Source organism: Desulfocicer niacini, assembly GCF_054657595.1.
Window position 1 is genome coordinate 1 of the sequence record NZ_BAAHYK010000046.1, and the last position, 23637, is coordinate 23637.

General features: G+C 50.4%; 18 protein-coding genes and 1 riboswitch. Of the genes, 7 read left to right on the forward strand and 11 right to left on the reverse strand.

Annotated features, from left to right (window positions below; all coding sequences use genetic code 11):
* Positions 1–113: 113 nt before the first annotated feature.
* The 7 genes from ACYQ2M_RS20065 to priA form a co-directional block, all read right to left on the reverse strand.
* On the reverse strand, positions 114–1136 hold the full coding sequence (locus ACYQ2M_RS20065) for a glycosyltransferase family 2 protein (protein ID WP_459918163.1): 1023 nt from the start codon (positions 1134–1136) through the stop codon (positions 114–116).
* A gap of 160 nt (positions 1137–1296) precedes the next feature.
* The gene (locus ACYQ2M_RS20070) at positions 1297–2790 is read right to left on the reverse strand and encodes a sugar transferase (protein WP_459918164.1); all 1494 of its coding nucleotides are present in this window, start codon (positions 2788–2790) and stop codon (positions 1297–1299) included.
* A 159-nt stretch (positions 2791–2949) separates the two neighbouring features.
* The gene (locus tag ACYQ2M_RS20075) at positions 2950–3672 is read right to left on the reverse strand and encodes a sugar transferase (RefSeq protein WP_459918165.1); all 723 of its coding nucleotides are present in this window, start codon (positions 3670–3672) and stop codon (positions 2950–2952) included.
* 314 nt (positions 3673–3986) lie between these two features.
* Positions 3987–4319 carry an anti-sigma factor antagonist gene (locus ACYQ2M_RS20080; RefSeq protein WP_459918166.1) on the reverse strand — a complete coding sequence of 111 codons (333 nt, stop codon included), beginning with the start codon at positions 4317–4319 and terminating at the stop codon, positions 3987–3989.
* Between the two features lie 31 nt (positions 4320–4350).
* Positions 4351–4764, reverse strand: a complete 414-nt coding sequence (locus ACYQ2M_RS20085; RefSeq protein ID WP_459918167.1) for an ATP-binding protein — start codon at positions 4762–4764, stop codon at positions 4351–4353.
* A 94-nt stretch (positions 4765–4858) separates the two neighbouring features.
* The gene (locus ACYQ2M_RS20090) at positions 4859–5497 is read right to left on the reverse strand and encodes an anthranilate synthase component II (RefSeq protein WP_459918168.1); all 639 of its coding nucleotides are present in this window, start codon (positions 5495–5497) and stop codon (positions 4859–4861) included.
* A gap of 5 nt (positions 5498–5502) precedes the next feature.
* The gene (priA, locus tag ACYQ2M_RS20095) at positions 5503–7941 is read right to left on the reverse strand and encodes a replication restart helicase PriA (protein ID WP_459918169.1); all 2439 of its coding nucleotides are present in this window, start codon (positions 7939–7941) and stop codon (positions 5503–5505) included.
* Positions 7942–8407: 466 nt separating this feature from the next.
* On the opposite strand from priA, the gene upp reads away from it, so the two are divergent.
* Positions 8408–9034, forward strand: a complete 627-nt coding sequence (gene upp / locus ACYQ2M_RS20100) for a uracil phosphoribosyltransferase (RefSeq protein ID WP_459918170.1) — start codon at positions 8408–8410, stop codon at positions 9032–9034.
* 5 nt (positions 9035–9039) lie between these two features.
* A complete protein-coding gene (locus tag ACYQ2M_RS20105; RefSeq protein WP_459918171.1) occupies positions 9040–10296 on the forward strand; it encodes a uracil-xanthine permease family protein in 1257 nt (418 codons plus the stop codon).
* Between the two features lie 253 nt (positions 10297–10549).
* On the opposite strand, the gene ACYQ2M_RS20110 is transcribed toward ACYQ2M_RS20105, so the two are convergent.
* Positions 10550–11872 carry a citrate synthase gene (locus ACYQ2M_RS20110; RefSeq protein WP_459918172.1) on the reverse strand — a complete coding sequence of 441 codons (1323 nt, stop codon included), beginning with the start codon at positions 11870–11872 and terminating at the stop codon, positions 10550–10552.
* A gap of 182 nt (positions 11873–12054) precedes the next feature.
* Entirely contained in the window at positions 12055–12306 is a 252-nt protein-coding gene (locus tag ACYQ2M_RS20115) for an FmdB family zinc ribbon protein (protein WP_459918173.1), read from the reverse strand.
* Positions 12307–12652: 346 nt separating this feature from the next.
* On the opposite strand from ACYQ2M_RS20115, the gene ACYQ2M_RS20120 reads away from it, so the two are divergent.
* From ACYQ2M_RS20120 to ACYQ2M_RS20130, 3 genes are all read left to right on the forward strand, one after another.
* Positions 12653–13303, forward strand: a complete 651-nt coding sequence (locus ACYQ2M_RS20120) for a GntR family transcriptional regulator (RefSeq protein WP_459918174.1) — start codon at positions 12653–12655, stop codon at positions 13301–13303.
* A 90-nt stretch (positions 13304–13393) separates the two neighbouring features.
* Complete coding sequence (locus tag ACYQ2M_RS20125; protein WP_459918175.1) at positions 13394–14731, forward strand: efflux RND transporter periplasmic adaptor subunit; 1338 nt, start codon at positions 13394–13396, stop codon at positions 14729–14731.
* Entirely contained in the window at positions 14728–17946 is a 3219-nt protein-coding gene (locus ACYQ2M_RS20130; protein ID WP_459918176.1) for an efflux RND transporter permease subunit, read from the forward strand. Before ACYQ2M_RS20125 ends, ACYQ2M_RS20130 begins: the two co-directional genes overlap by 4 nt.
* A 591-nt stretch (positions 17947–18537) precedes the next feature.
* On the opposite strand, the gene ACYQ2M_RS20135 is transcribed toward ACYQ2M_RS20130, so the two are convergent.
* Both ACYQ2M_RS20135 and ACYQ2M_RS20140 read right to left on the reverse strand, forming a co-directional pair.
* Entirely contained in the window at positions 18538–19527 is a 990-nt protein-coding gene (locus tag ACYQ2M_RS20135) for a sirohydrochlorin cobaltochelatase (protein WP_459918177.1), read from the reverse strand.
* Between the two features lie 129 nt (positions 19528–19656).
* Positions 19657–19839, reverse strand: a riboswitch (cobalamin riboswitch).
* Positions 19840–19995: 156 nt separating this feature from the next.
* A complete protein-coding gene (locus ACYQ2M_RS20140) occupies positions 19996–20688 on the reverse strand; it encodes a GntR family transcriptional regulator (RefSeq protein ID WP_459918178.1) in 693 nt (230 codons plus the stop codon).
* Positions 20689–21048: 360 nt separating this feature from the next.
* On the opposite strand from ACYQ2M_RS20140, the gene ACYQ2M_RS20145 reads away from it, so the two are divergent.
* Both ACYQ2M_RS20145 and ACYQ2M_RS20150 read left to right on the forward strand, forming a co-directional pair.
* On the forward strand, positions 21049–22164 hold the full coding sequence (locus ACYQ2M_RS20145; RefSeq protein WP_459918179.1) for a transketolase C-terminal domain-containing protein: 1116 nt from the start codon (positions 21049–21051) through the stop codon (positions 22162–22164).
* Complete coding sequence (locus ACYQ2M_RS20150) at positions 22157–23452, forward strand: thiamine pyrophosphate-dependent enzyme (RefSeq protein ID WP_459918180.1); 1296 nt, start codon at positions 22157–22159, stop codon at positions 23450–23452. The genes ACYQ2M_RS20145 and ACYQ2M_RS20150 overlap by 8 nt, the downstream gene beginning before the upstream one ends.
* The last annotated feature ends 185 nt before the right edge of the window (positions 23453–23637 follow it).

Here is a 23637-nt window from a genome sequence, read left to right on the forward strand (position 1 = left end):
GTCCGGTTCCTATTGCCCATCGGGGGAGGGGCTCTGCTGAGGTAGACTTGAGGACTCTGTTGTCGGCATCTTATGCGTAAGGATCTCCGTCCAGGATTCTATAATCATACGAATTATCTCGAAATATTAGTTTTCAGTGCCGCAGGTTTGTTCCGCAGCGGGCAGTGGAACAGTTTTCCCCAGAAAAACCGTTTGACCCCGAAAAACTGGGGAATCACCACAAAAGAGCAGTGCAGAGCATAGACCATGGCTGGTTTACGTTTCAGGTGTTTATTTTCCATGAACCATGAAATTTTAAATAAAAACGGGTAAAACAGCAGCACCAGTCCGGGGAAAAAAAGCATCAGAAACAAGGGGTCTACAAAGACAAGGAGGATACCCGCCAGTCCAGATCCCACAAACCCACCCCCCCGCACGCAGATACGAAGCAGTTCCCGAATCCAGAAACCACCTTCGGAAAGGCCATACTTGGCTGTGACGGCGGCATAACCATACCCTGTACGATGACCCCGTTTCCAATACTGGGAAAGGTGCATCATGGCAAGGTCATGGCCGCACATGGGGGTATCAATCTGCAGAATTTTCCATCCTTTTTTCTGGATGCGACGGCTCAATTCCGGGTCTTCCCCGGCCACCAGCACCTCGTCATACCCCCCGGTGTCTTCAAGGATACTGCGCCGGACCATCACGTCTCCGCCAAAGGCGTCACAGAAGCCCGGGGCTGCGTTCCATTCCATATCTCCGATCCAGTTGAACACCGATGCAAGGGGGTGCAGTTCATAGCGGTTGCCCCGCACGGCACCGATGGTGTCGTCTTTCATGAGGGCATCAACGGCGGTGTTAAGCCACTGGGGGTCCACCATGGCATCGGAATCCAGAAATTGCACCAGCGGGGAGGTACCGGCCTTCCAGCCGTTGTTTCTGCCCAGGCCCGGAGTGGGGTATCGGGGATTAAGGGCGATGACATTTACCCCGTCAAAGGCCTGGGCTTTACGTATGCTTTGGTCCGTTGAGCCTCCATCCACATAATAGATGTTCACGATTCCCCGGGAGTAATGGCTGGCCAGGAGGTTGCGGATGCATTGCTCAATGGTTTGTTCCGTATTGATACCGATAATCACGCAATCAATGTTCATAGGTGTCATCTCTTGAATTGTTTTCTGGGGGCTGATCCCCATGAATAATAAAGATCCGGGCTTCTTTACAGTATGCCCCATGTTGTGATTAAGCCCTGACAAAGCCCAAAGATCCCGATTGGGAGAATGGGTATCCTCATCAAGGAGCTTGGCAGTTTCCTTATTTGAAGGACTTTCCGGCAAAAAAAAGGCGTGTGAAATATTGTATTGCCAGCTTTATATCACGCAAAACAGAAGGTGATGCAATGTAAATAGCTTCGGCGGAGTAGCGTTCATCGGCAGTGGGATCAGGACCGAAATGGATCAGGGATTCGGTGATAAGTCCAAGTGTCCCCCGGATGTAGATTTCCCGCCAGTCTTGATCCAGGGCCTCCAGGTCTTCCCGGGTCCGGGGAGATACCCCGGTGATGGCCATCTTTCCCTTGATTACATTGAAAAGGCCCGGGAGAAACCGTAACAGAAAATCCTTCCACCAGAATCCAGCACCCCGGGATGGGTTTTGGGGGGACAGGGTAAAAAATGAAAGATTTACCGGGGTCCAGGCAAAGGCATCCGTTGCCGTGGGTAGCCGGATGACCTGGATTGTCTGCCATATGTTTCCCTTTCTAAACAGCTTTAAAACAAGGGCCGTGGCTGCCGTCAGTGGAAGAAAAAGTGTTGTCAGAAAAAGGGCGATCAGACGTGAAATTTGGGATGAAATCCATTTTTTAATATTTTGTTCGGCCATGTCCCCCAGGATGAACTGTTCGGAAATAAAACTTTCTGAATTAAATTCGGTGTTCACAAGGCAGTTTCGGTCAAGGACGGCGTTGGTTAGCTCAAGACCCTCCCCCACATAGGTGCCAGGAAACACAACGGCATTTTTAAGGCTGGAGTCCCGGGCCACCATGGTACCTTTTCCCAGGACCACGTTGGGGCCAAGGGTTACTCCGGCTTCTATGCGGATCTGTTCATCCAGATACACCGGTGCAATGAGGTGGGCATCGGGATGAAGGGCCACGTCCCTTGCGATCCAGATGCCTTCTTCCACCTCAGTGGCGGTGCGCATGAGAAAATCAAAATCATCCTGGGAGAGCACCGTTTTGTTGGCCTCAAGAACCTCTTCGCAGGAATCACAGGAGAGCACTTCCGGCGTGGACAGGATATGGGCATTGTTTTCCATGAGCCAGGTGAAAAACTCCTCATATCCATGATCCGTTGAAAGTACGGGGTACAGATGGGCGGAAAGGATGGCCCAGCCCGACCAACAGGGCACCTGGTCATCTTTCGGGGTGCTGATGGCGGTCAATGCATGTCGGGAGGCAAGTTCTGGGAGTTGCTCCCCGGGCAGGGCAGGCAGACGATCTCCCCGGGCAAACAGAAAAAAATTGTCTGCCTTCAGGGTGTTAAAGATCCGGGGAAACTGTGACGGATTTTTCAGGAGATGGTAGGTGATTGTAACCCCCCATCGGTCACCGTTTCCAAGGGCTGCCTCTATTTTTTCGGGGTGGGCGGAGATCAGAATATCAAAGGTTTCAATGCCGCCATTGACACACACTTCAATGACGTGCTGCAGAAAGGGGCGGTCCAGCACAAATGCCAGACAGCTGGGTACGCGACTGCCCAGCAGTTCATGGGTGTTAAAGAACATGCTTGCGTCGATGATGGCTCTCATATCTCATTTTCCTTTCTGAATGAATTACGCCACTTTTTGACTCAGCAGGCAATGGGCCCGGCCCGGAACCGTAGACGGCTCAATTGGCCGGTTCCTATTACCCGTCGGGGACGGCTCTGCCGAGGTAAACTTGAAGGCTACCTTTTCATATAAAAAAAATTAATAAGCCCCTTTGCCGGAGAGTACCGCTGGAATGGTCTTAAATAAAATGCGGATGTCTGTCATGATACTTTTACTCTCAATGTAGGCCACATCCAGCTTTACCTGTTCATCAAAGGGAATATCCGAACGGCCGGACACCTGCCAGGTACAGGTAAGCCCCGGGGTGACATCCAGCCTTCGCCGGTCTTTGAGGGTATACCTTGCCACCTCTTCGGGAAGGGGTGGCCGGGGCCCCACAAGGGACATGTCCCCCTTGAGGACATTCCACAGCTGGGGCAGTTCATCAATGCTGAGCTTGCGGATGATGCCGCCGATCCATGTGATTCGGGGGTCCTTTGCCATTTTAAAGGTTAAACTGTTGGCGTGGTGGCTCTGGTCCAGGATTTTCTGGCGGATTTCATCGGCATTGACCACCATGGATCTGAACTTGGGAAAGGAAAATTCTCGGCCCCACTTGCCCACCCGTTTCTGGGTGTAGATCACGGGTCCCCGGTCGGTGAGATAGATGATAAGGGCCACCAGAAAAAACAGGGGGGACAGCCCCACAAGAAAGATCACCGCCACCAGGATATCCATGGTGCGCTTTATCAGGCTGGTGGTCCGGGTGACGATGAGCCAGGCATATTTTTTTCTCAGGTAGTTCAATGACCCCCGGGAACCGGAACGGTCATATCGACGGGTCAGTTCCTCAAGAAGTGCTTTTCGTGTATAGTTTTTCATGCTTTTTTTCCTGATACGCGATGATCCCGTTTTGTCCTGCACTTTTATAAGAAATTCCGTCCAACATGCTGCAATGATGAGCGTTTTAACTTTCGTTGTGGCAGGTGCTTATTGCCATGTATGTTATATGAAATGGCAGCCTTCAAGTTTAGCTCAGCAGAGCCGCCCCCGACGGGCAATGGGAAGCGGCCAATTGAGCCGTTTACGGTTCCGGGCCGGGCCCATTGCCCGTCGAGGGCGGCGGCATAATGCCATTTGGCTCCGCGTCTACGACCCATTGTTCGTTGTATCGGCAGGCCGACATGATCGCTTATTCAGAAACTGTCCATGGCCTCTTGCCGGGTATTGTGGATATCAACGATTTTGTGCATTCGGATCAGCTCAAATAATGTGCGGACCCGTTTGTTGGTGTTGCATATCTTCAGTTCCCCATCTTCGGCACTTACCTGACGGATGCAGGAAAGGATGGCACCGCAGCCGGAACTGTCCACAAAAGGCAGTTCTTCAAGGTCAAAGATTACCTTTTTCTGGTTTTTCAACAGGGGAAGGGTGGTTTCCTTGAACTCAGATACCTTGGAAACGTCCAGCATGTTGGCACATATTTTGATAATCAATACATCGTTTTCAGTGGTTTTTTCAATGTTCATGTGAATTGCCTTTTTTTTAAATTTTATCAGTTCAAACCCCAGGGGTTTTTATAAACAATTGGGTGCGGTTGTTGCCATTTTCATCCTGGTCATAGATGACCCTGTCCATTATTTTTTCGATGATGAAAAGACCAAATCCCCCCTCTTTGTCTTCAATTTCATCTGCTTCCGGGTTAAACAGGGTGGCATCCTCACGGTGGAACGGATGTCCCTGGTCCAGAAATTCTATGGAAATACCATTGGTTTCCTGAAGGGCAATGATCTCAAATTCACCCCCCTTGCTGTCTTTATATCCATGGCGGATGATGTTGGCTGCCACTTCATTGGCAGCAAGTTCAAGCATGTCCAGTGTCTCTTCCGGGGGAGGGGGGGCAAGGGCCAGGCAAAATTTTCTGACATAGTCCCTGACCCGGTGGAGGTTTTCGATATTGCTTGATATTTTCATGATACTCTCCTTCAAGCCGTGCAAAGCCACTTAACTTGCGTTTAAAAGGGGGGCATAACATGGTCCAGCTGTCACAATTGGCGGACCAATGGGGTCAGGCCTGTGTCAGTGAATGTTTCTCTTCCACGGGAGCACCGGTTTTTAGAAAATTTTCTATCAGGATGTCACCCCTTTCAGTTAAAAAACTCTCTGGATGAAACTGGACCCCAAATACAGGATGATCCCGAAGTTTGACGCCCATGATGATATTTTGGTCATTCCATGCCGTGGTGATCACATCGGGGTTTGCCGGCGCAATGACCAGCGAGTGGTATCGGGCCGCGGCAAAGGGCGATGGCATGCCCTTGAAGATATCCGTGTCATGGTGAAAGATGGTGTCTGTCTTGCCATGCACCGGCACCGGTGCCCGCTGGGTAGTGCCGCCAAAGACCTCATTTAAACACTGCATGCCAAGACACACGCCCAGAATGGGACAGGAGGTGTAACAGGTACGGATCATGTCCATGGACACACCGGCATGGGTGGGATCTTTGGGACCGGGACTGATGAGAAGGTAATCCGGTGCCATGGCCGCTGCATCTGATGTGCTTATTTTATCTGATCGTTTCACAATAATGTCAAGGTGAAACCGGGTAAACATCTGCACCAGATTGTATGTGAAGGAGTCATAGTTGTCAATCACGAGCAGTCTGGGAAGTAAATTATGGGATTTGGAAGGGCTGTTAGGCATCATTTTTCCTACAACATGAAATAGGGGTCTACATCAATGGAAACCTTTACCTCTTTGGATGCAAAGGCTTTCTTATCTGAGATCATCCGGGTGATCAGCTGATTGAGAGTGGTTGCCGAAGGGCTTTTCACCAGGAGCTGCCACCGGTATCGCAGGGCAATTTTAGGGATACCCGCCTCAATGGGACCAAGCATTTGAACAGCATGGGAGGGGGGTAAATTTTTCGGGATCAGGGCCTGGCACAGCTCTCCCACCATGATGGCGTGCTGTTCCACCTTGTCCTTGTTGATGCCGGAGATTTTCAACTGGATGATCCGGGAGACCGGAGGGTAGGAAAGGGCCTGGCGAAAGGGGAATTCCCGGGCGTAGAATTCCATGAAGTCCTGATTTTTTGAGGCTTCAATACTGAAATGATCCGGGGTGTAGGTCTGCATGATCACCTTGCCGGGCAGGTCTCCTCTGCCTGCACGGCCCGCCACCTGGGCCAGCAGCTGAAAGGTTCTTTCCCCGGATCGAAAATCGGGAAAGTTCAGGGACATGTCAGCACAGATGATGCCAACCAGGGTGATGGCGGGAAAATCATGGCCCTTGGCCAGCATCTGGGTGCCCACGATAATGTCAATGGTGCGGTTCTGCACCTGCTTGAGGATGTTTATGGTGGCCCCTTTCTTGCTGCCCGTGTCCTGGTCCAGCCGGGCCACCCGGGCTTCGGGAAACATCTCTTTAAGCATGGCCTCAATTTTTTCCGTCCCAAACCCCAGGGGCTTTACCCGGGAGGCACCGCAATGGGTGCATTTTTTAAAAATTGTGGTGGCAAACCCACACAGATGGCATCTGAATTCATCGGTATCCTTGTGCAGGGTCATGGTGACATCGCAGAAGCGGCACTTGATGGTTTCCCCGCAGGACTCACACACGGGAAAAGTGGCAAAGCCCCGTCGATTCAAAAAGATCAGGGCCTGTTCGCCCCGGGTGAGGCAGGCATGAATTTCCCGGGAAAGCTCCGGAGTGATTATTTTTTCTCTTCCCCGGAAATCCTTGTATTTTCTCAGGTCCACCATGTGAATTTCCGGCAGGGGGCGTTTATTGACCCTTTTTTTCAGCTGCAGCTCGGTGAATTTTCCCTGGCAGGCATTGTAATAGGACTGCATGGAGGGGGTGGCTGAACCCAGCACCACGGGAATGTCACACATTTTACCCCGGACCACGGCAAGGTCTCTGGCATTGTATCTAAGGCCCGACTCCTGTTTGTAAGAGCTGTCATGCTCCTCGTCCACAATGATGATGCCAATGGAGGCGAGGGGGGCAAATATGGCGGACCGGGCACCAATGACAATGGAAACATCCCCTTTAAGGATTCTATGCCACTGGTCCAGGAGTTCGCCCTTGGTCAGGGCGCTGTGAAGCACGGCAATGCGGTTGCCGAACCGTGCTCGGAATCTGCGTTCTGTCTGGGAAATCAGGGAAATTTCCGGCACCAACACAATGGCCCCCTTTCCCTTTGCCTCCGCCAGGCTGACAAGGCGCATGTAGACTTCTGTTTTTCCGCTGCCCGTGACCCCGGACAGGAGATAGGTGCGAAAGCCCAAGTTTATTTTGCCCTGGACCTGGTTTACCACGCTTTGCTGTTCATGGGTGAGGGGCGGCGGTGTGTCCGGGATTACGGGTTCACCCAGGGGATCTCGAAACACCTGTTTTTGAAAGCGTTTGATATAGCCCTGGCCTTCCAGGATTTTGGCTAGTTTCGGGGCAGTGGGTATCTCTTTTTTCAATTTTGAGAGGGCAATCTCACCGTCTTTTTTTACCATGGCAAGCAGCAGTTGCCGTTTGGTGGACAGCTTGACTGTATCTGGAACGCCTTTTACATGGCTGAAAAAGGTCTCCTTTTTCATTTGAATCTGATCTTTTTTCAGAGAGGAAGAAAGAAGAACAAGGCCTTGGCGGTCCATTTTTTTCACCAGGGCGTGGATACCGGTGCTGTTTTTTACGGTGGTGAATGTCTTGACGGGAAGGGGACCCTTTTCCTGCAAGGACGCCAGAATATCTCGTTCCCGGGGGGTGATGGTGTTCGCAGCAAGGGCATCAAGACCCGCTGGGGTGATGTTCAGAACGGACACATCGTATCGATTGAGTCCCACGGGCAGGGCGGTTTTAATTACCTCCCCCAGGGGGTGGATGTAATAGTTTGAGATCCATTTGAAAAAAGAGATCATGCCCGGGGGGAAAAGGGGTATGTCATCGGGGAAGTCCAGTATCAGCCTGGCCTGGTATCCGCCACTGTCCTTTCTGAACCCGATTATGTAACCTGTGATCCTGCGTCTGCCAAAGGGAACCAGCACCCGCATGCCGGTAAGGGCCGCATGTTTCAGGTGATCCGGTACTTTGTATACATAGGTGTTGTCCATGGGCAGGGCCACGGCCACATCAATATAAGTTGGCATTTCCATGGCTCTGTTTGACCACAAAACAGGAAAAAATTCAATACATGGTTGTTATTGTGTTGCTGGAAAGGCTGGCCTGCTCGGCCATTGGGGGCTTTGATGTCGGATTTTCATATAAACAGGCATGTCCTGGTGGACACAACAAATATAGGGTCGTAGGCGCGGAGCCAAATGGTATTATACCGCCGCCCCCGACGGGCAATGGGCCCGGACCGGAACTGTAGACAGTTCCTATTGCCCGTCGGGGGGCGGCTCTGCTGAGGTAAACTTGAAGGTGACCTTTTCATATAAAAAAACTCTTAGCCTGATCCCGGGCTACCAGGCAGAATCCCGGTCTATTAAAATCGGAAATACTGTTTTTTTGATCATTTCCCTTGACTAAAAGGCTTGATTTTTTCTATCTTTAAAAGATTTATCAATTGCTTTAAAACTTCAATACATAATCTAACAATTCAGCACAAGGAGACTTTCCATGGCAGTCCATGTTGCGGACCATCCCCTTATCAAGCACAAATTGGGCCTGATGCGGGAAAAAGACATTTCCACAAAAGATTTTAGAGATTTATCTTCAGAAGTGGCTCGGCTTCTCACCTATGAGGCCACCAAACACCTTGAAACGGAAACCCAGACCATCCAGGGATGGGCCGGGGAAGTTACCGTGGAGCAGATCAAGGGTAAAAAAATCACCATTGTTCCCATTCTCCGGGCAGGTCTTGGTATGATGGACGGAGTCATTGACATGATTCCCTCTGCCAAGGTCAGCGTGGTGGGTTTCTACCGCAATGAAGAGACCCTGCAGCCGGTGCAGTACTATGTGAAAACAGCCAGCGCCATGGAGGAGAGAACCGCATTGATTCTGGATCCCATGCTGGCCACCGGGGGCACCCTCATGGCCACCATTGCCCTCTTGAAGGAATCTGGCTGCACAAAAATCATGGGGCTTTTTCTGGTGGCGGCACCGGAAGGCATTGCAAAGGTGCAGGAGACCCATCCGGATGTGGATATTTATGTGGCCGCCATTGATGACCGCCTCAACGAAGTGGGCTATATTCTGCCGGGTCTCGGGGATGCCGGTGATAAAATATTTGGAACCAAATAGGAGGCATGATGTCCCAGGATTCTACTTTATCGTCCGATTATAATTTCAGACCCAAAGATTGCCTTCTGGGTGCCCAGATGCTTTTTGTGGCCTTTGGTGCCCTGGTACTGGTTCCCCTTTTAACGGGGCTTGATCCCAATGTGGCTCTCTTCACCGCCGGTGGTGGTACCCTAATCTTTCAGGTGGTGACCCGGGGAAAGATTCCTATTTTTCTGGCCTCTTCCTTTGCCTTTCTGCCCCCCATCATGTACGGCGTTAAAACCTGGGGGATCCCTGGTACCATGTGCGGGTTATGTGCCGCCGGTTTTGTTTATGTGATTTTAAGCTTTCTCATCCGGTGGCAGGGAAGCGGGGTTATAAAAAAAGTACTTCCACCGGTGGTGACCGGGCCGGTAATCATGGTCATCGGGCTGATCCTGGCCCCCGTTGCCGTTAATATGGCCATGGGCAAAACCGGGGACGGTTCCTTTGTGCTTTTTCCCCAAAGAACCGCCATGTTCATCTCGTTGCTTTCCCTTACCGCCACGGTACTTGTGTCCATCCTTGGCAAGGGCCTTCTTCGCCTGATTCCCATTTTGTGCGGCATTGTAACCGGCTATATCCTGAGCCTTTTGTTCGGCATAGTTGATTTTGGCCTTGTGTCCAAGGCTAGCTGGTTTGCCGTTCCCAAGTTTGTGTTCCCGGAGTGGAATCTCCAGGCGATTTTTTACATTGTTCCCATTGCCATTGCTCCGGCCATCGAGCATTTTGGTGATGTACTGGCCATCGGCGGTGTCACTGGCAAGGATTATGTCAAGGACCCGGGCATAGAGAATACCATGCTGGGAGATGGGCTTGCCACCTCCTTTGCCTCCTTCCTGGGGGGACCACCCAATACCACCTATTCCGAGGTCACCGGTGCCGTTGCCCTGACCCGGGTATTCAATCCCGGTGTCATGACTTGGGCTGCGATTACTGCCATTCTGTTGGCCTTTGTGGGTAAGATGGGTGCCCTGCTCCAGACGGTGCCAGCCCCGGTCATGGGCGGTATCATGCTGCTGCTTTTTGGCGCCATCATGGTCATCGGCCTGAACACACTGATGCAGTCCGGTGAGGATCTCACCGAGGCAAGAAATCTTTCCATTGTGGCCTTGATTTTGGTGTTCGGTATTGGCGGTATGACTTTTTCCGCCGGGGAATTTTCCCTCCAGGGCATTGGCCTTGCCGGTATTCTCGGGGTGGTGATGAATCTGGTTCTGCCCCGTCGTAAAGAGGAAGAATAAGGGCGTCGGAACATATCCGTTTACCGTTTTATATGAAAGTGCGATAGCAGAGACCTTCCAACGGGTGACTGTTGGGAGCGGCATCATGTCATTTTCATGCTTCGTCAGCTGTTATAAAGCCCCAAAAAAGCCATTGCCGGGGGGCACTGCCCCGGACAATGGCTTTTTATATAGAAAACCGGCACCCCCCCTGAGTCTTTAGCTCAGTTAGCTCAGGGGAGGTGACTACATGAAGCGACACAGCGGTGAAATATTATTGTCCGGTAAAAAGACCGCTCTCCGAATGGTGCGTGGGGGGTCTGTCATCAATGGGGACATAATCTCTGGTGGTTTCTCCGATGTAAATCTGCCGGGGACGGCTGATCTTCTGGTTGGCATCAAGCATATCCTCGCGCCACTGGGCAATCCAGCCCGGAAGACGACCAATGGCAAACATCACGGTGAACATATTGGTGGGAATGCCCATGGCACGAAGAACAATACCACTGTAGAAATCCACATTGGGATAAAGGTTTTTTTCCTGAAAATAGGCATCGGAAAGGGCTGCTGCTTCCAGTTCCATGGCGGTGTTGAGCAATGAATCAAGGTGTTTGCATTTAGAGAGCACCTTATCGCAGATGGTCTTCATGATTTTGGCCCGGGGATCATAGGTTTTATATACCCGATGACCAAATCCCATTAGTCTGAATGGATCATTTTTGTCCTTTGCCTTTTCAATGACCTGGGGGATACTCAAACCCTCCTGCTGGATGGACTCCAGCATCTGAATCACCGCCTGGTTTGCCCCGCCGTGCAGGGGCCCCCACAGGGCGGAGATGCCTGCAGACAGGGCCGCATATATATTGACTTTACCGCTGCCAACCACCCGCACCGCTGCGGTGGAGCAGTTCTGCTCATGATCGGCATGGAGAATCCAGAACACGTTCAGGGCATCCACCATATCGTCGTCCATTTGGTAGGGAATCACCGGGCTGTCAAACATCATGTGAAGAAAATTGGCACAATAAGAATAATCCGGCCTGGGATAAACCACCTTATGGCCCCGGGAGATCTTGTACGCCATGGCGGCCATGGTTCTTACCTTGGAGATGAGGCGAAGGAAGGTGTAATTGAGATCTTCATCCAGGTCCATGAGTTCCGGGTAAAAGCTTCTCAGTGCATTGACCATGGCAGACAAAATGCCCATGGGGTGGGCCTTTCTGGGGAAATTCTGGTAAAAGAATTTCATGTCTTCATGGAGAATGGAAAAATCACTGAGCATGACACTTGTGCGAGTGAGGGTTTTTCTATCCGGCAGTTTTCCATTGATCAGAAGGTAGGCTGTTTCCACAAAGGTGGAGTGTTTTGCCAGCTTTTCAATGGGAATACCCCGGTAGCGCAGAATTCCCTTTTCACCGTTCATGAAGGTGATGGCACTTTTACAACTGCCGGTGTTTCCAAAGCCGGGGTCAAAGGTGATCAGTCCAGTGTCCTGGCGAAGTTGTCTTATGTCAATGGCTCTTTCACCCTCGGTTCCTTCAATAACAGGTATCTCATAGGCTTTGCCATCAAGGGTCAGTGTGGCAAACTGGGTCATCTTGATCTCCTTAATAACCGCCATGTCGGCCAGCCGACACAACGAAGATTGAAACTCTCATGATTACAGTTTGTTGGATGGAGTTTTATCTAAATATACATGGCAGTATGCATCTGCCATAATGAAAAACAAAGCGCTAACTATTGCAGTCGTTTAGACGGAGTTTTATATGAAAAAACAAATTATCCTCTGCTGTCGCCTGGAACTGTGTATGTGGTGCAGGAACCACTGGAACAGTTTCGGGTCTGGGCACTGGCTTTTTGCTGACGAGATACAGCGCTTTGGCCCATGGCATAATTGGTGGAACTTACAACCCGCTCCACTGCGGAGCAGTTGCATTTGGGGCATTTAATCTCTTTCTCATCATCACCGGACATGAAGAGCACTTCAAAAAATTCTTCGCAATCTGAACATTTGAATTCAAATATAGGCATCTTGTGATCCTTAAAATTTTATGGTGGTATAGATTTTATCTTAAAAAAATAATTTATCAAAATTATGTCATTCTTTGGGTTTGTCAAGGGGTATGCCCATGCTGGCAATTTCAGGATCGTGGTCCCGTGTTTTGATTTGACCCCAAAAAGTGTAAACTACTTGTTAGCTCATATGATGGATGCCTGTTATTTTCTGTTTTTTTGTATGTCCATGGTTTGGCGTGGGATTTAATCTGAGTGCTAAATATGTTGACAGGGTTATTAAACGGCTGGTATGTTTTGAGTTTTGCACTGATGTTTCTATAGTATACAAGAGAGCTGAAAAATATATCAGGAGAATACGTTTATGAACGAACCTATCTATACCGTGATCAAAGAAAGAATTTTGTTCTTGGATTACAAACCAGGGCAGATTCTCAATGAAAATGTACTGGCCAAGGAGTTTGGGGTTAGCCGGACCCCCATGCGGGAAATTTTAAACCGTCTGGAGTGGGAAAAACTGGTCCGGGTGATTGCCCGCACCGGAACCATGATAACGGAAATTGAATTCCAGCAGATGATGAATATTTACCGTGCCCGGTTTGAAATTGAAGGTCTTGCCGGACGACTTGCAGCAGAAGGGTTTTCCCGGAAGCATGTAGAAGGAATCGAAAAACTTAAATCAGAATGTGCCATACTTGCAGAAAACAATGACCGGGAGAACGATAAAAAAAAGCTGGTTCGTCTGGATTATGATTACAGGGCAATTATATATAACGCTGTGAATAATCCTGTGGTGACGGAGCTGTCCCAGGGGCTTTACGAACAGACCTTCAGGTTGTGGTACACCACCCTGGACAGCGGGGATTGGTTAAATGAAATTACTTCTATTATTCAGGAGTTTACAATCATTAATGAAGTGCTCTCCTCCGGGGATGGTCAGAGGTCCTATGATTTGAAAAAATCATTGCTGGTGGATCATTTTGAACGTATTAAAACAAAATTTCTGGGCATCTGAGATGGATGCCGAGTGGTGAGTGCGGATTAATTTTTTTAATTTTGTGGCTGTGGGGGCATGGCTGCTATAAAAAAATAAGAGGTGCTGTCCATGGCAGGCAAAAAGGGCAACGGCCCTGGAATAAGTGTACGTATTCTTTTTAGTGTGTTGATTCTAATGGCAGGGGCCGCAGCAATGACGGGCCTTAAGGCCATGAAGGTGCCGCCCCGGGAGGCGGTGCGATCGGAGCAGGCCGTCCGTGTGAAAACCCTTGTGGCCAGGCCCCGGAATGTGGCGGTGTCCATCCAGGGCTTTGGCGAGGTGAAACCCCTGAACACTGTTTCCATTGCACCGGAGGTGGCAGGCACCATTGTTGCCGTGCATCCCCGTCTGGAAGTGGGGGAGATCATTGAAAAGGGGGCATTGCTCTTTGCCGTGGACCCGGTGAATTACCAGTCGGCCTTGGACCAGGCCCTGGCAGTGGTGGCCCAGCGGGAAAAGACCGTGGCCCGGCTTCGGGAAGAGTTCCGCCAGGAAGGTCTTCGTCTGGCCACCCTTAAGCGAAACCGGGATTTGGCCCAGGCTGAATTCGTGCGGGTGTCGGACCTGTTTAAAAAAAATCGTGTGGGCACCCGCTCCGGAGTGGACAAGGTGGAACAGACCTATAACGCTGCCCGGGACCTGGTGGATCAGATGAACCGTATGCTTACCGTTTATCCCCTGCAGATAAAAGAGACCGAAAGTGCCCTTGCCGCTGCCCGGGCCTCCCTTGACCTGGCTGCGGCCAATTTGCAGCGATGCCGGATAACAGCCCCCTTCACTGGCCGTTTGAAAACCGTGGATGTAGAAAAGGGTGCCTATGCCTCACCGGGGCAGAATGTGCTTACCTTGGCCGATGATTCTCTGCTGGAGATCCACGTGCCCTTGGACAGCCGGGATGTGAGTCAATGGCTGCAGTTTGAGGAGAATGGTGAAGAGCCAGCAACGGATCAGCTGGCCTGGTTTTCCCGGGTGAAACCCGTTCCTGTGGCCATTCACTGGACCGAAAATCCCACAGGAACGCCATGGACCGGCCAACTGCACCGCACCCTGGCCTTTGATCCGGCCACCCGTACCGTCACCGTGGCCGTGCGAATTAAGGCACAAGAGGCCATGGCGAAAAAGGCCTTTCCTCTGGTGGCGGGGATGTTCTGCAGCGTTTCCATACCCGGCAAAGCACTGACAGAGGTGATTTCTCTACCCCGGTGGGCAGTCACCTTTGAAAACACGGTGTATGCGGTAAAAGAAGGGCGGCTTAAGACCCTTCATGTTACCGTGGCCCGGACCCAGGGGGAAGAAACTTATGTGTCCCAGGGCATTGAGCCGGGAGATGAAATTATTATCACGCGCCTGGTGGACCCTTTGGAAAACGGTCTGCTTGATATCATCGATGCGGGGGATGGCGCATGAAAAAAATCCTTGCCGCTTTTGCCGGAAACACGGTGTTTGCCAATATTTTGCTGCTGTTGATTTTCATGGCCGCAGGCTTTGCCCTGAACTCCATGATCCGGGAGATTTTTCCGGAGTTTTCCCTGGACATGATCTCCATATCCGTTCCCTATCCCGGGGCCGATCCCGAAGAGACCGAAGAGGGCATCAGCCGTAAAATAGAAGAGGCCATTGAAGAAATCGAGGGCATTGATCAATATACCACCCGGTCCTCCGAAGGGGTTGCCACGGCCCAAATAGAGGTGGATGAAAATTATGATGTCCAGGATATCCTGGATAAGGTCAGAAGCCGGGTGGATGCCATCTCCACTTTTCCCGTGGATGCGGAATCACCGATTATCTCGGAAATAACCTTGAAAGAATCGGTGCTCATGCTGGCCCTGTCTGCGGACATGTCAGAACGCCGTCTTAAAGAATGGGCCTATGCCATGGAAGATGAAATTCAGGAATTACCAGAGGTTTCCCAGGCCACCATATCCGGCACCCGGGCCTATGAGATCGGCATTGAGGTGTCTGAATCCCGACTGCGGGAGTATGGCATCACCTTTGATCAGGTGGTGACCGCCCTTCGAAAGAGCAACATGAATCTGGCCGGGGGTACCCTTCGAACCCAGGGAGAAGAGATCCGGGTGCGCACCCTGGGCCGGAGATACACCGGCCGGGATTTGGCAGATATTGTGGTGCTGGCCGGTCCCGATGGTGAGCACATAACCCTTTCCCGGCTGGCGGTGATTGATGACGGGTTTGCCCAGGACCCCATCCGGGCCAAGGTCAACGGAAAACCTGCAGTGCTGGTGAATGTGCTTAAAACCCAGGCAGAAGATGCCCTGGTGATTTCCAGGGCCGTTCATCGTTTTGTGAAGGAAAAACAGCAGATGCTTCCCCCGGGTGCCCGAATTTCCGTGATTTATGATGCCACGGACATGCTCCAGGACCGCATTGATCTCTTGATGAAAAATGGGATTATCGGGCTTGCCCTGGTGTTTTTTCTTCTGTGGCTGTTTCTGGATATTCGTTTAAGTTTTTGGGCCGGCATGGGGATTCCCATTTCCCTGGGCGGCGGGGTGGTTATTCTGTGGTTTCTGGGGGGCACCATCAATATGATTTCCCTGTTCGGACTCATTATGGTGCTGGGTATTGTGGTGGACGATGCCATTGTGGTGGGCGAGGCCATCTATGTTCATCGCAATAATGGACAAGCCCCTCTCATGGCTGCCGTTGAAGGGGTGTGGGAGGTGGGCATGCCCGTGGTGGCGGCGGTGATCACCACCATGGTGGCTTTTCTGCCCCTGGCATATATCAATGGCATCATGGGGAAGTTCATTTTTGTTCTGCCGGTGGTGGTCATTGCCTGTCTTGCCATTTCCCTGGTGGAGTGCCTGATTCTTCTGCCTGCCCATTTAAGCCAGTTGCCGGACCCAGGTGTTCAAAAACCAAAGGCTTTCTTCCTTTTTGTCTGGATTGAAGCCCTTCATGGGGCTGTGGCACGGGGGCTTCAATGGTTTGTGGCAACGGTGTATCTGCCGTTTTTGACCCGGGCTCTTCGCTGGCGATATGTGTCTCTTTGTTCTGCCATAGCCCTTTTCATGGTAATCCTGGGTTTCATGCAGGGGGGGCTTTTAAAATTTGAGGTGTTTTCCGATCTGGACGGATTCATCGTTACCGCCAACGTGGAGTTTCCCAATGGAACGCCGCCGGAGATAACCCAGGCCGCCATGGAACAGGTGGAAGCAGCTATGCTCCGTCTCAATGGACGGTTAAAAACCCTGTCCGGTGAGCCTTTGCTGAAAGAAAGCTTGGTTCTTGTGGGGGTGACTGCCGGGGAGATGCCAACTTTTGGTCCCAACTACGGAAGCATGCATGCTGTCTTACTGCCCTCGGAACAGCGGGGAATTCACTCCAAAGATATCATGGTGATGTGGGAGAAGGAGGTAGGCATTCTTCCCGGTGTGAAGTCTTTAACCTTTGCCGGCATGGCAGCCGGCCCCCCGGGGGCGCCTATTGAGGTATGGATACAGGGGCATGACATGGATGCCATCCGCTCGGCGGCCACGGATATCCAGGAACGACTGGCGGACTTTGACGGAGTGTTCCAGATTCGGTCTGATTTTTCGCCGGGGAAAAATGAGCTTCGCCTGGCATTAAAGCCCGAAGCCCGGGGCCTTGGTCTCACCGTGGAAGATCTGGCCCGCCAGGTGTATGCCGGATATTTCGGCCAGGAGGCGGTGCGTCTTCAGCGGGGCAGGGACGATGTGAAAATCATGGTGCGATACACCGAAAAAGAGCGTAGCCGTATATCGGATTTTAAAGATATCCGCATCAGAACCCCCCAGGGTCGGGAGGTACCCCTTTTGTCTGTGGCCACCGTGGCCTTCGGTCCCGGGTATGCCACCATCACCCGCACCAACGGCATGCGGCGGGTGGCGGTCAGTGCCGATGTGGACAGCAACCGCGCCAATGCCAACGAGATCATGGCCGAACTTTCCGCGGGTTATTTTCAATCCCTTAACAAAAAATATCCCGGGCTCTATATTTCGCTTCAGGGCGAAAAGAAAAAGATGCGCGAATCCTTTTCCAGCCTTATGGTGGGCTTTCCCATGGCCATTGTGGGGATTTTTATCATCATTGCCACCATGTTTCGTTCCTATGTCCAACCCTTTGTGATCATGATCACCGTGCCCTTTGGTATTATCGGGGCCATCCTGGGGCATTTGGCGTTAGGGTATGATTTGTCTTTGATGAGTATTTTCGGCATGGTGGCCCTCACCGGGGTGGTGGTCAATGATGCGATTGTGCTGATCGAACGGGTAAATGAGAATCTTGCCGAGGGTATGCCCTTTGAAGAGGCTTTGTTGTCCGGAGGACAGCGCCGGTTCCGGGCCATTTTACTCACCACCTTGAGTACCGTGGGCGGCCTTGCCCCCTTGATTATGGAGACCAATCTCCAGGCAAAGTTTCTTATCCCCATGGCCTTGTCCCTGGCTGGGGGGGTGGCCTTTGCCACGGTGTTGACCTTGGTCTTGATTCCCAATCTTTTGATGATTTTAAATGATTTTCGCCGCCTTTTTTTCAAGATGCGATGGGGGACTTGGCCTGTTAGAGAGAATGTGGAACCGGCCCGGAACCGGCGATTGGACCGCATGTCCTCGGATGAGGGGATGGCCTTTCGGCAATGACAGCCCCGGCACATAAATAGGGGACAGACTGAAAGCGCCGATTAAAGTCGGTAAATGCTAGAGAATGAAAAAGTCTTATGGTGAAGATTTAGCAACTTATGCCAGCCTCAAGTCATGCGGCAATTGCAGTAATGCATTGGCTGACGCGTTGACAGAGGGAAGCACAGGCGGGTTATTGAGCTCCGAAATCACCAAATTTCGGGTGCTGATCCCGTGGTCTGATTGTGAAGGCAACGCGAGCTGTAGCGCTATGCGAGCTATGGATCGACCCGGCGGAGTCTAAGAACTTGGCATGTGAGGGCATTCTTTACGCGGAAATCGGGAGATCCGTGAGTTTTCCTTGGTATGGATGAGGAACAAAAAAGTGGCTTCAAAGAGAGAGGTCCATCTTATGAGCAACCCCATTTGGGGGTTTGATCTCAGCATGCGTTACTTGGGGAGGGGCAGGCTTGCATTAGTGATGTTTGGGTTAAAAGTTCAATAATGCAAGCTTGCCCCCGCTGGCCCAACACATATTTTGGTTTTTAATGAGGCACATTTTTTAATGGCAAATCTGAAGAACTTTTGACTGACGAGCTATTTCAGAAAGACTTACTTCAACTCAATACCCCGTTCCTTGGCAGCATCAGCAATATGATCCACAAAAATACCTGCAAAGGCATTATTGGAACCCATTCCGGAAAGAACGGGTTTTACCGTATACCCTTCTGCCGTGAGGATGGATTTCCAGGAATCTTCTTCCGGGCCTGCCATATCATTGGTGGCATGGTCACCTGCAACAATCATGAAAGGCTTTAAAACAATTTTTTTGTTTTTGGAATGCTTCAGGGCGGCCAGTAAATCATCAATGCCCGGTGCGCCTTCCACAACCCCGATGAAGGTCTTCACATCAGAATAGGCTTCACGCATTTTTTTCTGGGTTTCGGCATAAATTCCCGTTGACCAATGCTCGTTTCCATGGCCCATGTATACAAGCAGAGCCCCTTCTTTCTTTGCCATGGCCACATCATCGGCCAGGGTTTTGATGGCCGCATCCACATCGTCGTGGTAGAGATATTTATCTCCGGGCATACCCAGGGCCGGGCGACCCATGACAATATTCTTGATGGGGCTCCATTTGGCTTTCATGGTGTGGATGGAGGCAAGGGCGTTTACATATTGCTTAAGATCGTGGGCCTGCTCCATGAAGAACATGTGGGTGGGCTGGACAATGATATTGGTGTAACCGTCTTCCAGCAGATCTCCCACGGTGGCAATGAAATTTTTAACATACAAAACTTCTTTGGGAATTCCCTGATCAAGCCATTCTTTGGGATTGGCCTGGCGTTTTTTCCATACAGAACGGATGATATTGGAGGTAAAGGTGAGGCGTACTTCGGTTCCGGGATAGGCTTTTTTAACGACATCTGCAATATTAGTAATGGATTTGACAGCCGATGGAACGGTGGTGCCGAAACTTGCCAGTACAATGGCGTTTTTCCCGGGGCCGGAATTGCCCATGCCCCCGGAGGCAAATACCCCTGCTGTACTGATTATAAGAAATAAAGCCGCAATACTGATAATCTGAATACTTTTTTTCATGATTTATTCTCCTGACGAATAACATATATTGGTCCGGAAAATAAAAAAACCGGACCACAATTAAAAAATTGATCCGGGGATGCCCTTTTTTTCCCTCGTCTCTGTAATGGTCCCTTGTCCACGGGGAACATTATAATTAAGTTTCAGGCAGGTTTTCTGACTTCCGGATCAACCTAATAACTGCGCCTTCCCAATTTAAAATCAGTGACATTTATGCAGCGTTCGTCTCCGTTACAGCGGCGGGCCCGTCCCTGAATTTCACAGGGTTCCCTTTAATGCTTGAGCTCAAGCACCTGAACTGTGCAATGAAATAGTAAAAGGTCCTAAAAGTCAAGCTGTTTTTAAGTGATTCATCCAAAGGCGGGGAGCCTGAAACAAGGAGCCGCACTGGGTGCCTGTCAGGGGCGGACCATTGTCACGCTTCGTTTTGTTCATCGGAATTTGTGGCTATGGAAAGCCTGATTAAGATCAAATCATGGGAGTAGAATTGCCGTTAACCACTCGTTTAATGCTGATGAGGGCATGTTTTTTTACATTTAAAATGTGTTGCCCCAGGATGCGTTGGGCACCCTCGGTATCCTTTGATGTGATGTGCTCATATATTTTGATGTGCTGGTCATCCACCGTGTCCATGGGTGTGACAAACAATATATTTCCCCGGTATTTGAGATAAAGAAGGTCAAACAAATGTCTTAATGTGTTGATTTGAAGATTGCATTCCGATAATTCCGCCAGGGTCATGTGAAATTCTCTGTCCCGGAGCAGCCGGTCCTTGAGATAAATATCCCGTACGGCGGAAAGATGGTTGTCCAGGGCTTTTTGGAGTTTTTTTAATTTTGTTGTGTTGATTTTGTTAATGGTGCTCTCAAGCAGGGAGACCTCAATGATTTTTCTGAAATCATAAATTTCCGTGATTTCTTCTATGCTTGTTTTTTCCGTGTAATATCCACAATTGGGTTCATGGCGCACCAGTCCCTGGAATTCCAATCTCTTTAATGCCTGGATAATGGGAGTAGGGCTCATACCCAGGCGTTCTGCAAGATCCCGGTAGGATATTTTTTGGCCCGGGATGATTTCATTGTTAAAAAACATCCGGCGGATACCCATGTAGGCTTCCTGGGTAAAGTCTTCTTTTCTTTTACGTGTTTTCTTAGGGCTCATAGGGAATTCTCTCGAAAAACGCCTGATGTAACAGTCATTTTAATTTGATTATATTTTTGATTTAATTTTTGTATTTTCATGTGGATGATTATATCAAAGAATTTGAAAATGCAATAGAAAATTGATATTTGATTTCTAATATGATTTTTTATTTGATTAAATTGCTTGACTCTGGCGCAGCTCTCTGTTAGTGAGTGGATTATTCAATCAAATATTTAATCAAATATTGATTGAGTGAATGGTTTGTAATGGACTCAACTATGCCTTATCAGCACATGGATTACCTGAATAACTCGGAGTGTCCGGTCCAAAGCGGCAAGTGTTGCGGTCAGGTATCTTAAATACAACGGGAGAAAAAAAATGGCTTTATCATTCATGGAAGGAAATGAGGCGGTTGCAAGGGGAGCCATGGCTGCCGGCTGTTCCTTTTTTGCAGGGTATCCGATTACCCCGGCCACCACGGTTTTTGCCAATATGCTGAAACTTTTACCCCCCAAAGGCGGGATTTGCGTGCAGGGTGAGGATGAAATTGCGTCCATGGGCTATTGCATCGGGGCCGCCATGGCGGGGAAAAAAGTGCTCACGGCTACATCCGGCCCTGGCATCAGCCTTTATAGTGAACAGCTTTCTTTTGCAGTTGGCAGTGAAATCCCCATGGTCATTGTGGATGTGCAGAGACTGGGGCCGTCCACCGGTTCCGCCACACGGGGAGCTGACAGCGATATTCAGTTTTTAAGATGGGGTAACACCGGCGGTGTGCCGGTGATTGTGCTGGTGCCCAAGGACGCAAAGGACTGCTATGAACTGACGGTGCATGCCTTCAACTATGCCGAAGAGTTCCGTTGCCCGGTGTTCATTGCATCCAATAAAGAAATCGGCATGACCCGGGAAAGCCTGGACCTTGATGCCATTACATTGCCCCCCCTGGTGGAGCGAAAACCCTTCACCGGCGAAAACTATATTCCCTTTGAAGCCGATGCCGACAAAGCCCCGGATTTTTTGCCCATCGGCGGAAAGATCCTGGTGCGCCAGACATCTTCCACCCATGGCCCCGACGGCTACATCACCATTGATCCCGAAGTGATCAGCGCCTCCCAGAAGCGACTACAGAACAAAATTATGGCCGCTGAAGAGCGGATCTCCCTGTTTGAAGAAAAGAAAAGAGAAGGGGCAGACACCCTGGTGATCAGCTATGGAGTAAGTTCCCGGGCCGTCACAGATGCCTGTGATCATCTGGCGGAAAAAGGAAAACCCGTTTCCACCTTGAACTTGAAAACCGTGTGGCCCGTTCCCGAAAAACTCATCAAGGAAAAGGCAGCAGCGTACAAACGCATTGTGGTCATTGAAATGAATCTGGGCCAGTACGTCAACGAAATCCGGCGGGTTCTGGCAGGTAAAACCATTGATTTCTACGGTCAGATGGACGGCACCTTGATTGCACCCGGTAAGATAATGGAGGTGATTGAAAATGAGTAGTCTATTAAATAACAGCCGTCCCCCGGTGTTCTGTCCGGGCTGTACACATGAAAGAATTACCAAAGAGCTGGACAAGGCCCTGATCAAAATGGGTATCCCCGCCGAAAAAACCGTTATTGTAACGGACATCGGATGCTCAGGCCTGTTTGACACCTTTTTTAATGTCCATGCACTGCACGGTCTCCATGGACGGGCATTGACTTATGCCCAGGGATTGAAGCTTGCCGACCCTGAACTCAATGTCATTGTCACCATGGGCGACGGCGGCCTTGGCATCGGTGGTGCCCATGTCTTGTCCGCCTGTAGAAAAAACATGGACATTACCCTGATCATTTTAAATAATTTCAATTTCGGCATGACCGGTGGCCAGTATTCCGCCACCACCCCCAGTGATGCCGTTGTGGGTTCGGAGTTCCTGAATCAGGCGGAAATCCCCATTGATATCTGTGAGGTGGCCGAAAGTGCAGGTGCCACCTGGGTCAGCCGTTACTCCGGTCATGATGCCAATCTGTCGGATCACTTTGTATCCGCCATGCAGCACAAAGGTTTTGCCATGGTGGAAACCCTTGGCATGTGTACCGGGCGTTACACCAAGCGCAACAAGTTAAACATTGCCGCCATTGATGCCATGATCGAAGAAAAACCCACCAAAACAGGCTTGGTGGAAAAAAACCAGCGCCCTGAATATGGGGAACGCTACCGGGCCATTGCCGCTGAAAAAACCGTGTACCCCGAAGCGGTGACCGTGGAACAGCAGGTGACCCTTAAAAATCCCAAACGTGAAGAGATCGTTATTCTGGGAAGTGCTGGCATGCGTATTGTCACCGCCGGAGATATTGTCTGTTTTGCCGGCATGGTGGCAGGGCTCAATGCTTCCATGAAAAATGATTATAACATCACCGTTCTCCGGGGTCAGTCCGTGAGCGAACTGATTTTATCTCCGGAGACAATCGGGTATGCCGGCCTTGAAGCCCCGTCCATTGTGCTTGCTCTGAGTGACGAAGGTGTACAGCGCCGTAAGAAAATCTTTGCAAAGCTGGGACCCGATACCCTGGTGGTCCGGGAAGCCAGCGTGGAAATCCCGGAAACCAAGGCAGAGGTGATGACGGTGGATTTCAAGGAGCTGAAGATTAAACGCCATGACTGGGCACTGGCATCCCTGGGTGTTCTGGCAAAACTGGGCAGGGGTATCACGGAAGAGATGCTTATTCCGGCCCTGAAAGCCCGATTTAATCCAAAAGTGTTCGGCATGGCCATGGAAACCGTTGAAAAAACCTTGAAGAGTTGATTCGAGCTGGCAGGATAGTGCTTTAATGGGTTTTGTATACGATGATCAAACCTTGTCTTTTAAAAAAACTGTCATCGGGTTACAGGATAAATATACTGAATTTTAAAAAATAAGTAACAAATATAATAATTGGAGCTGATCCCGGTGATGGCAGAACCTGAATTCCCAGGGGCTGCTGTCGGGAT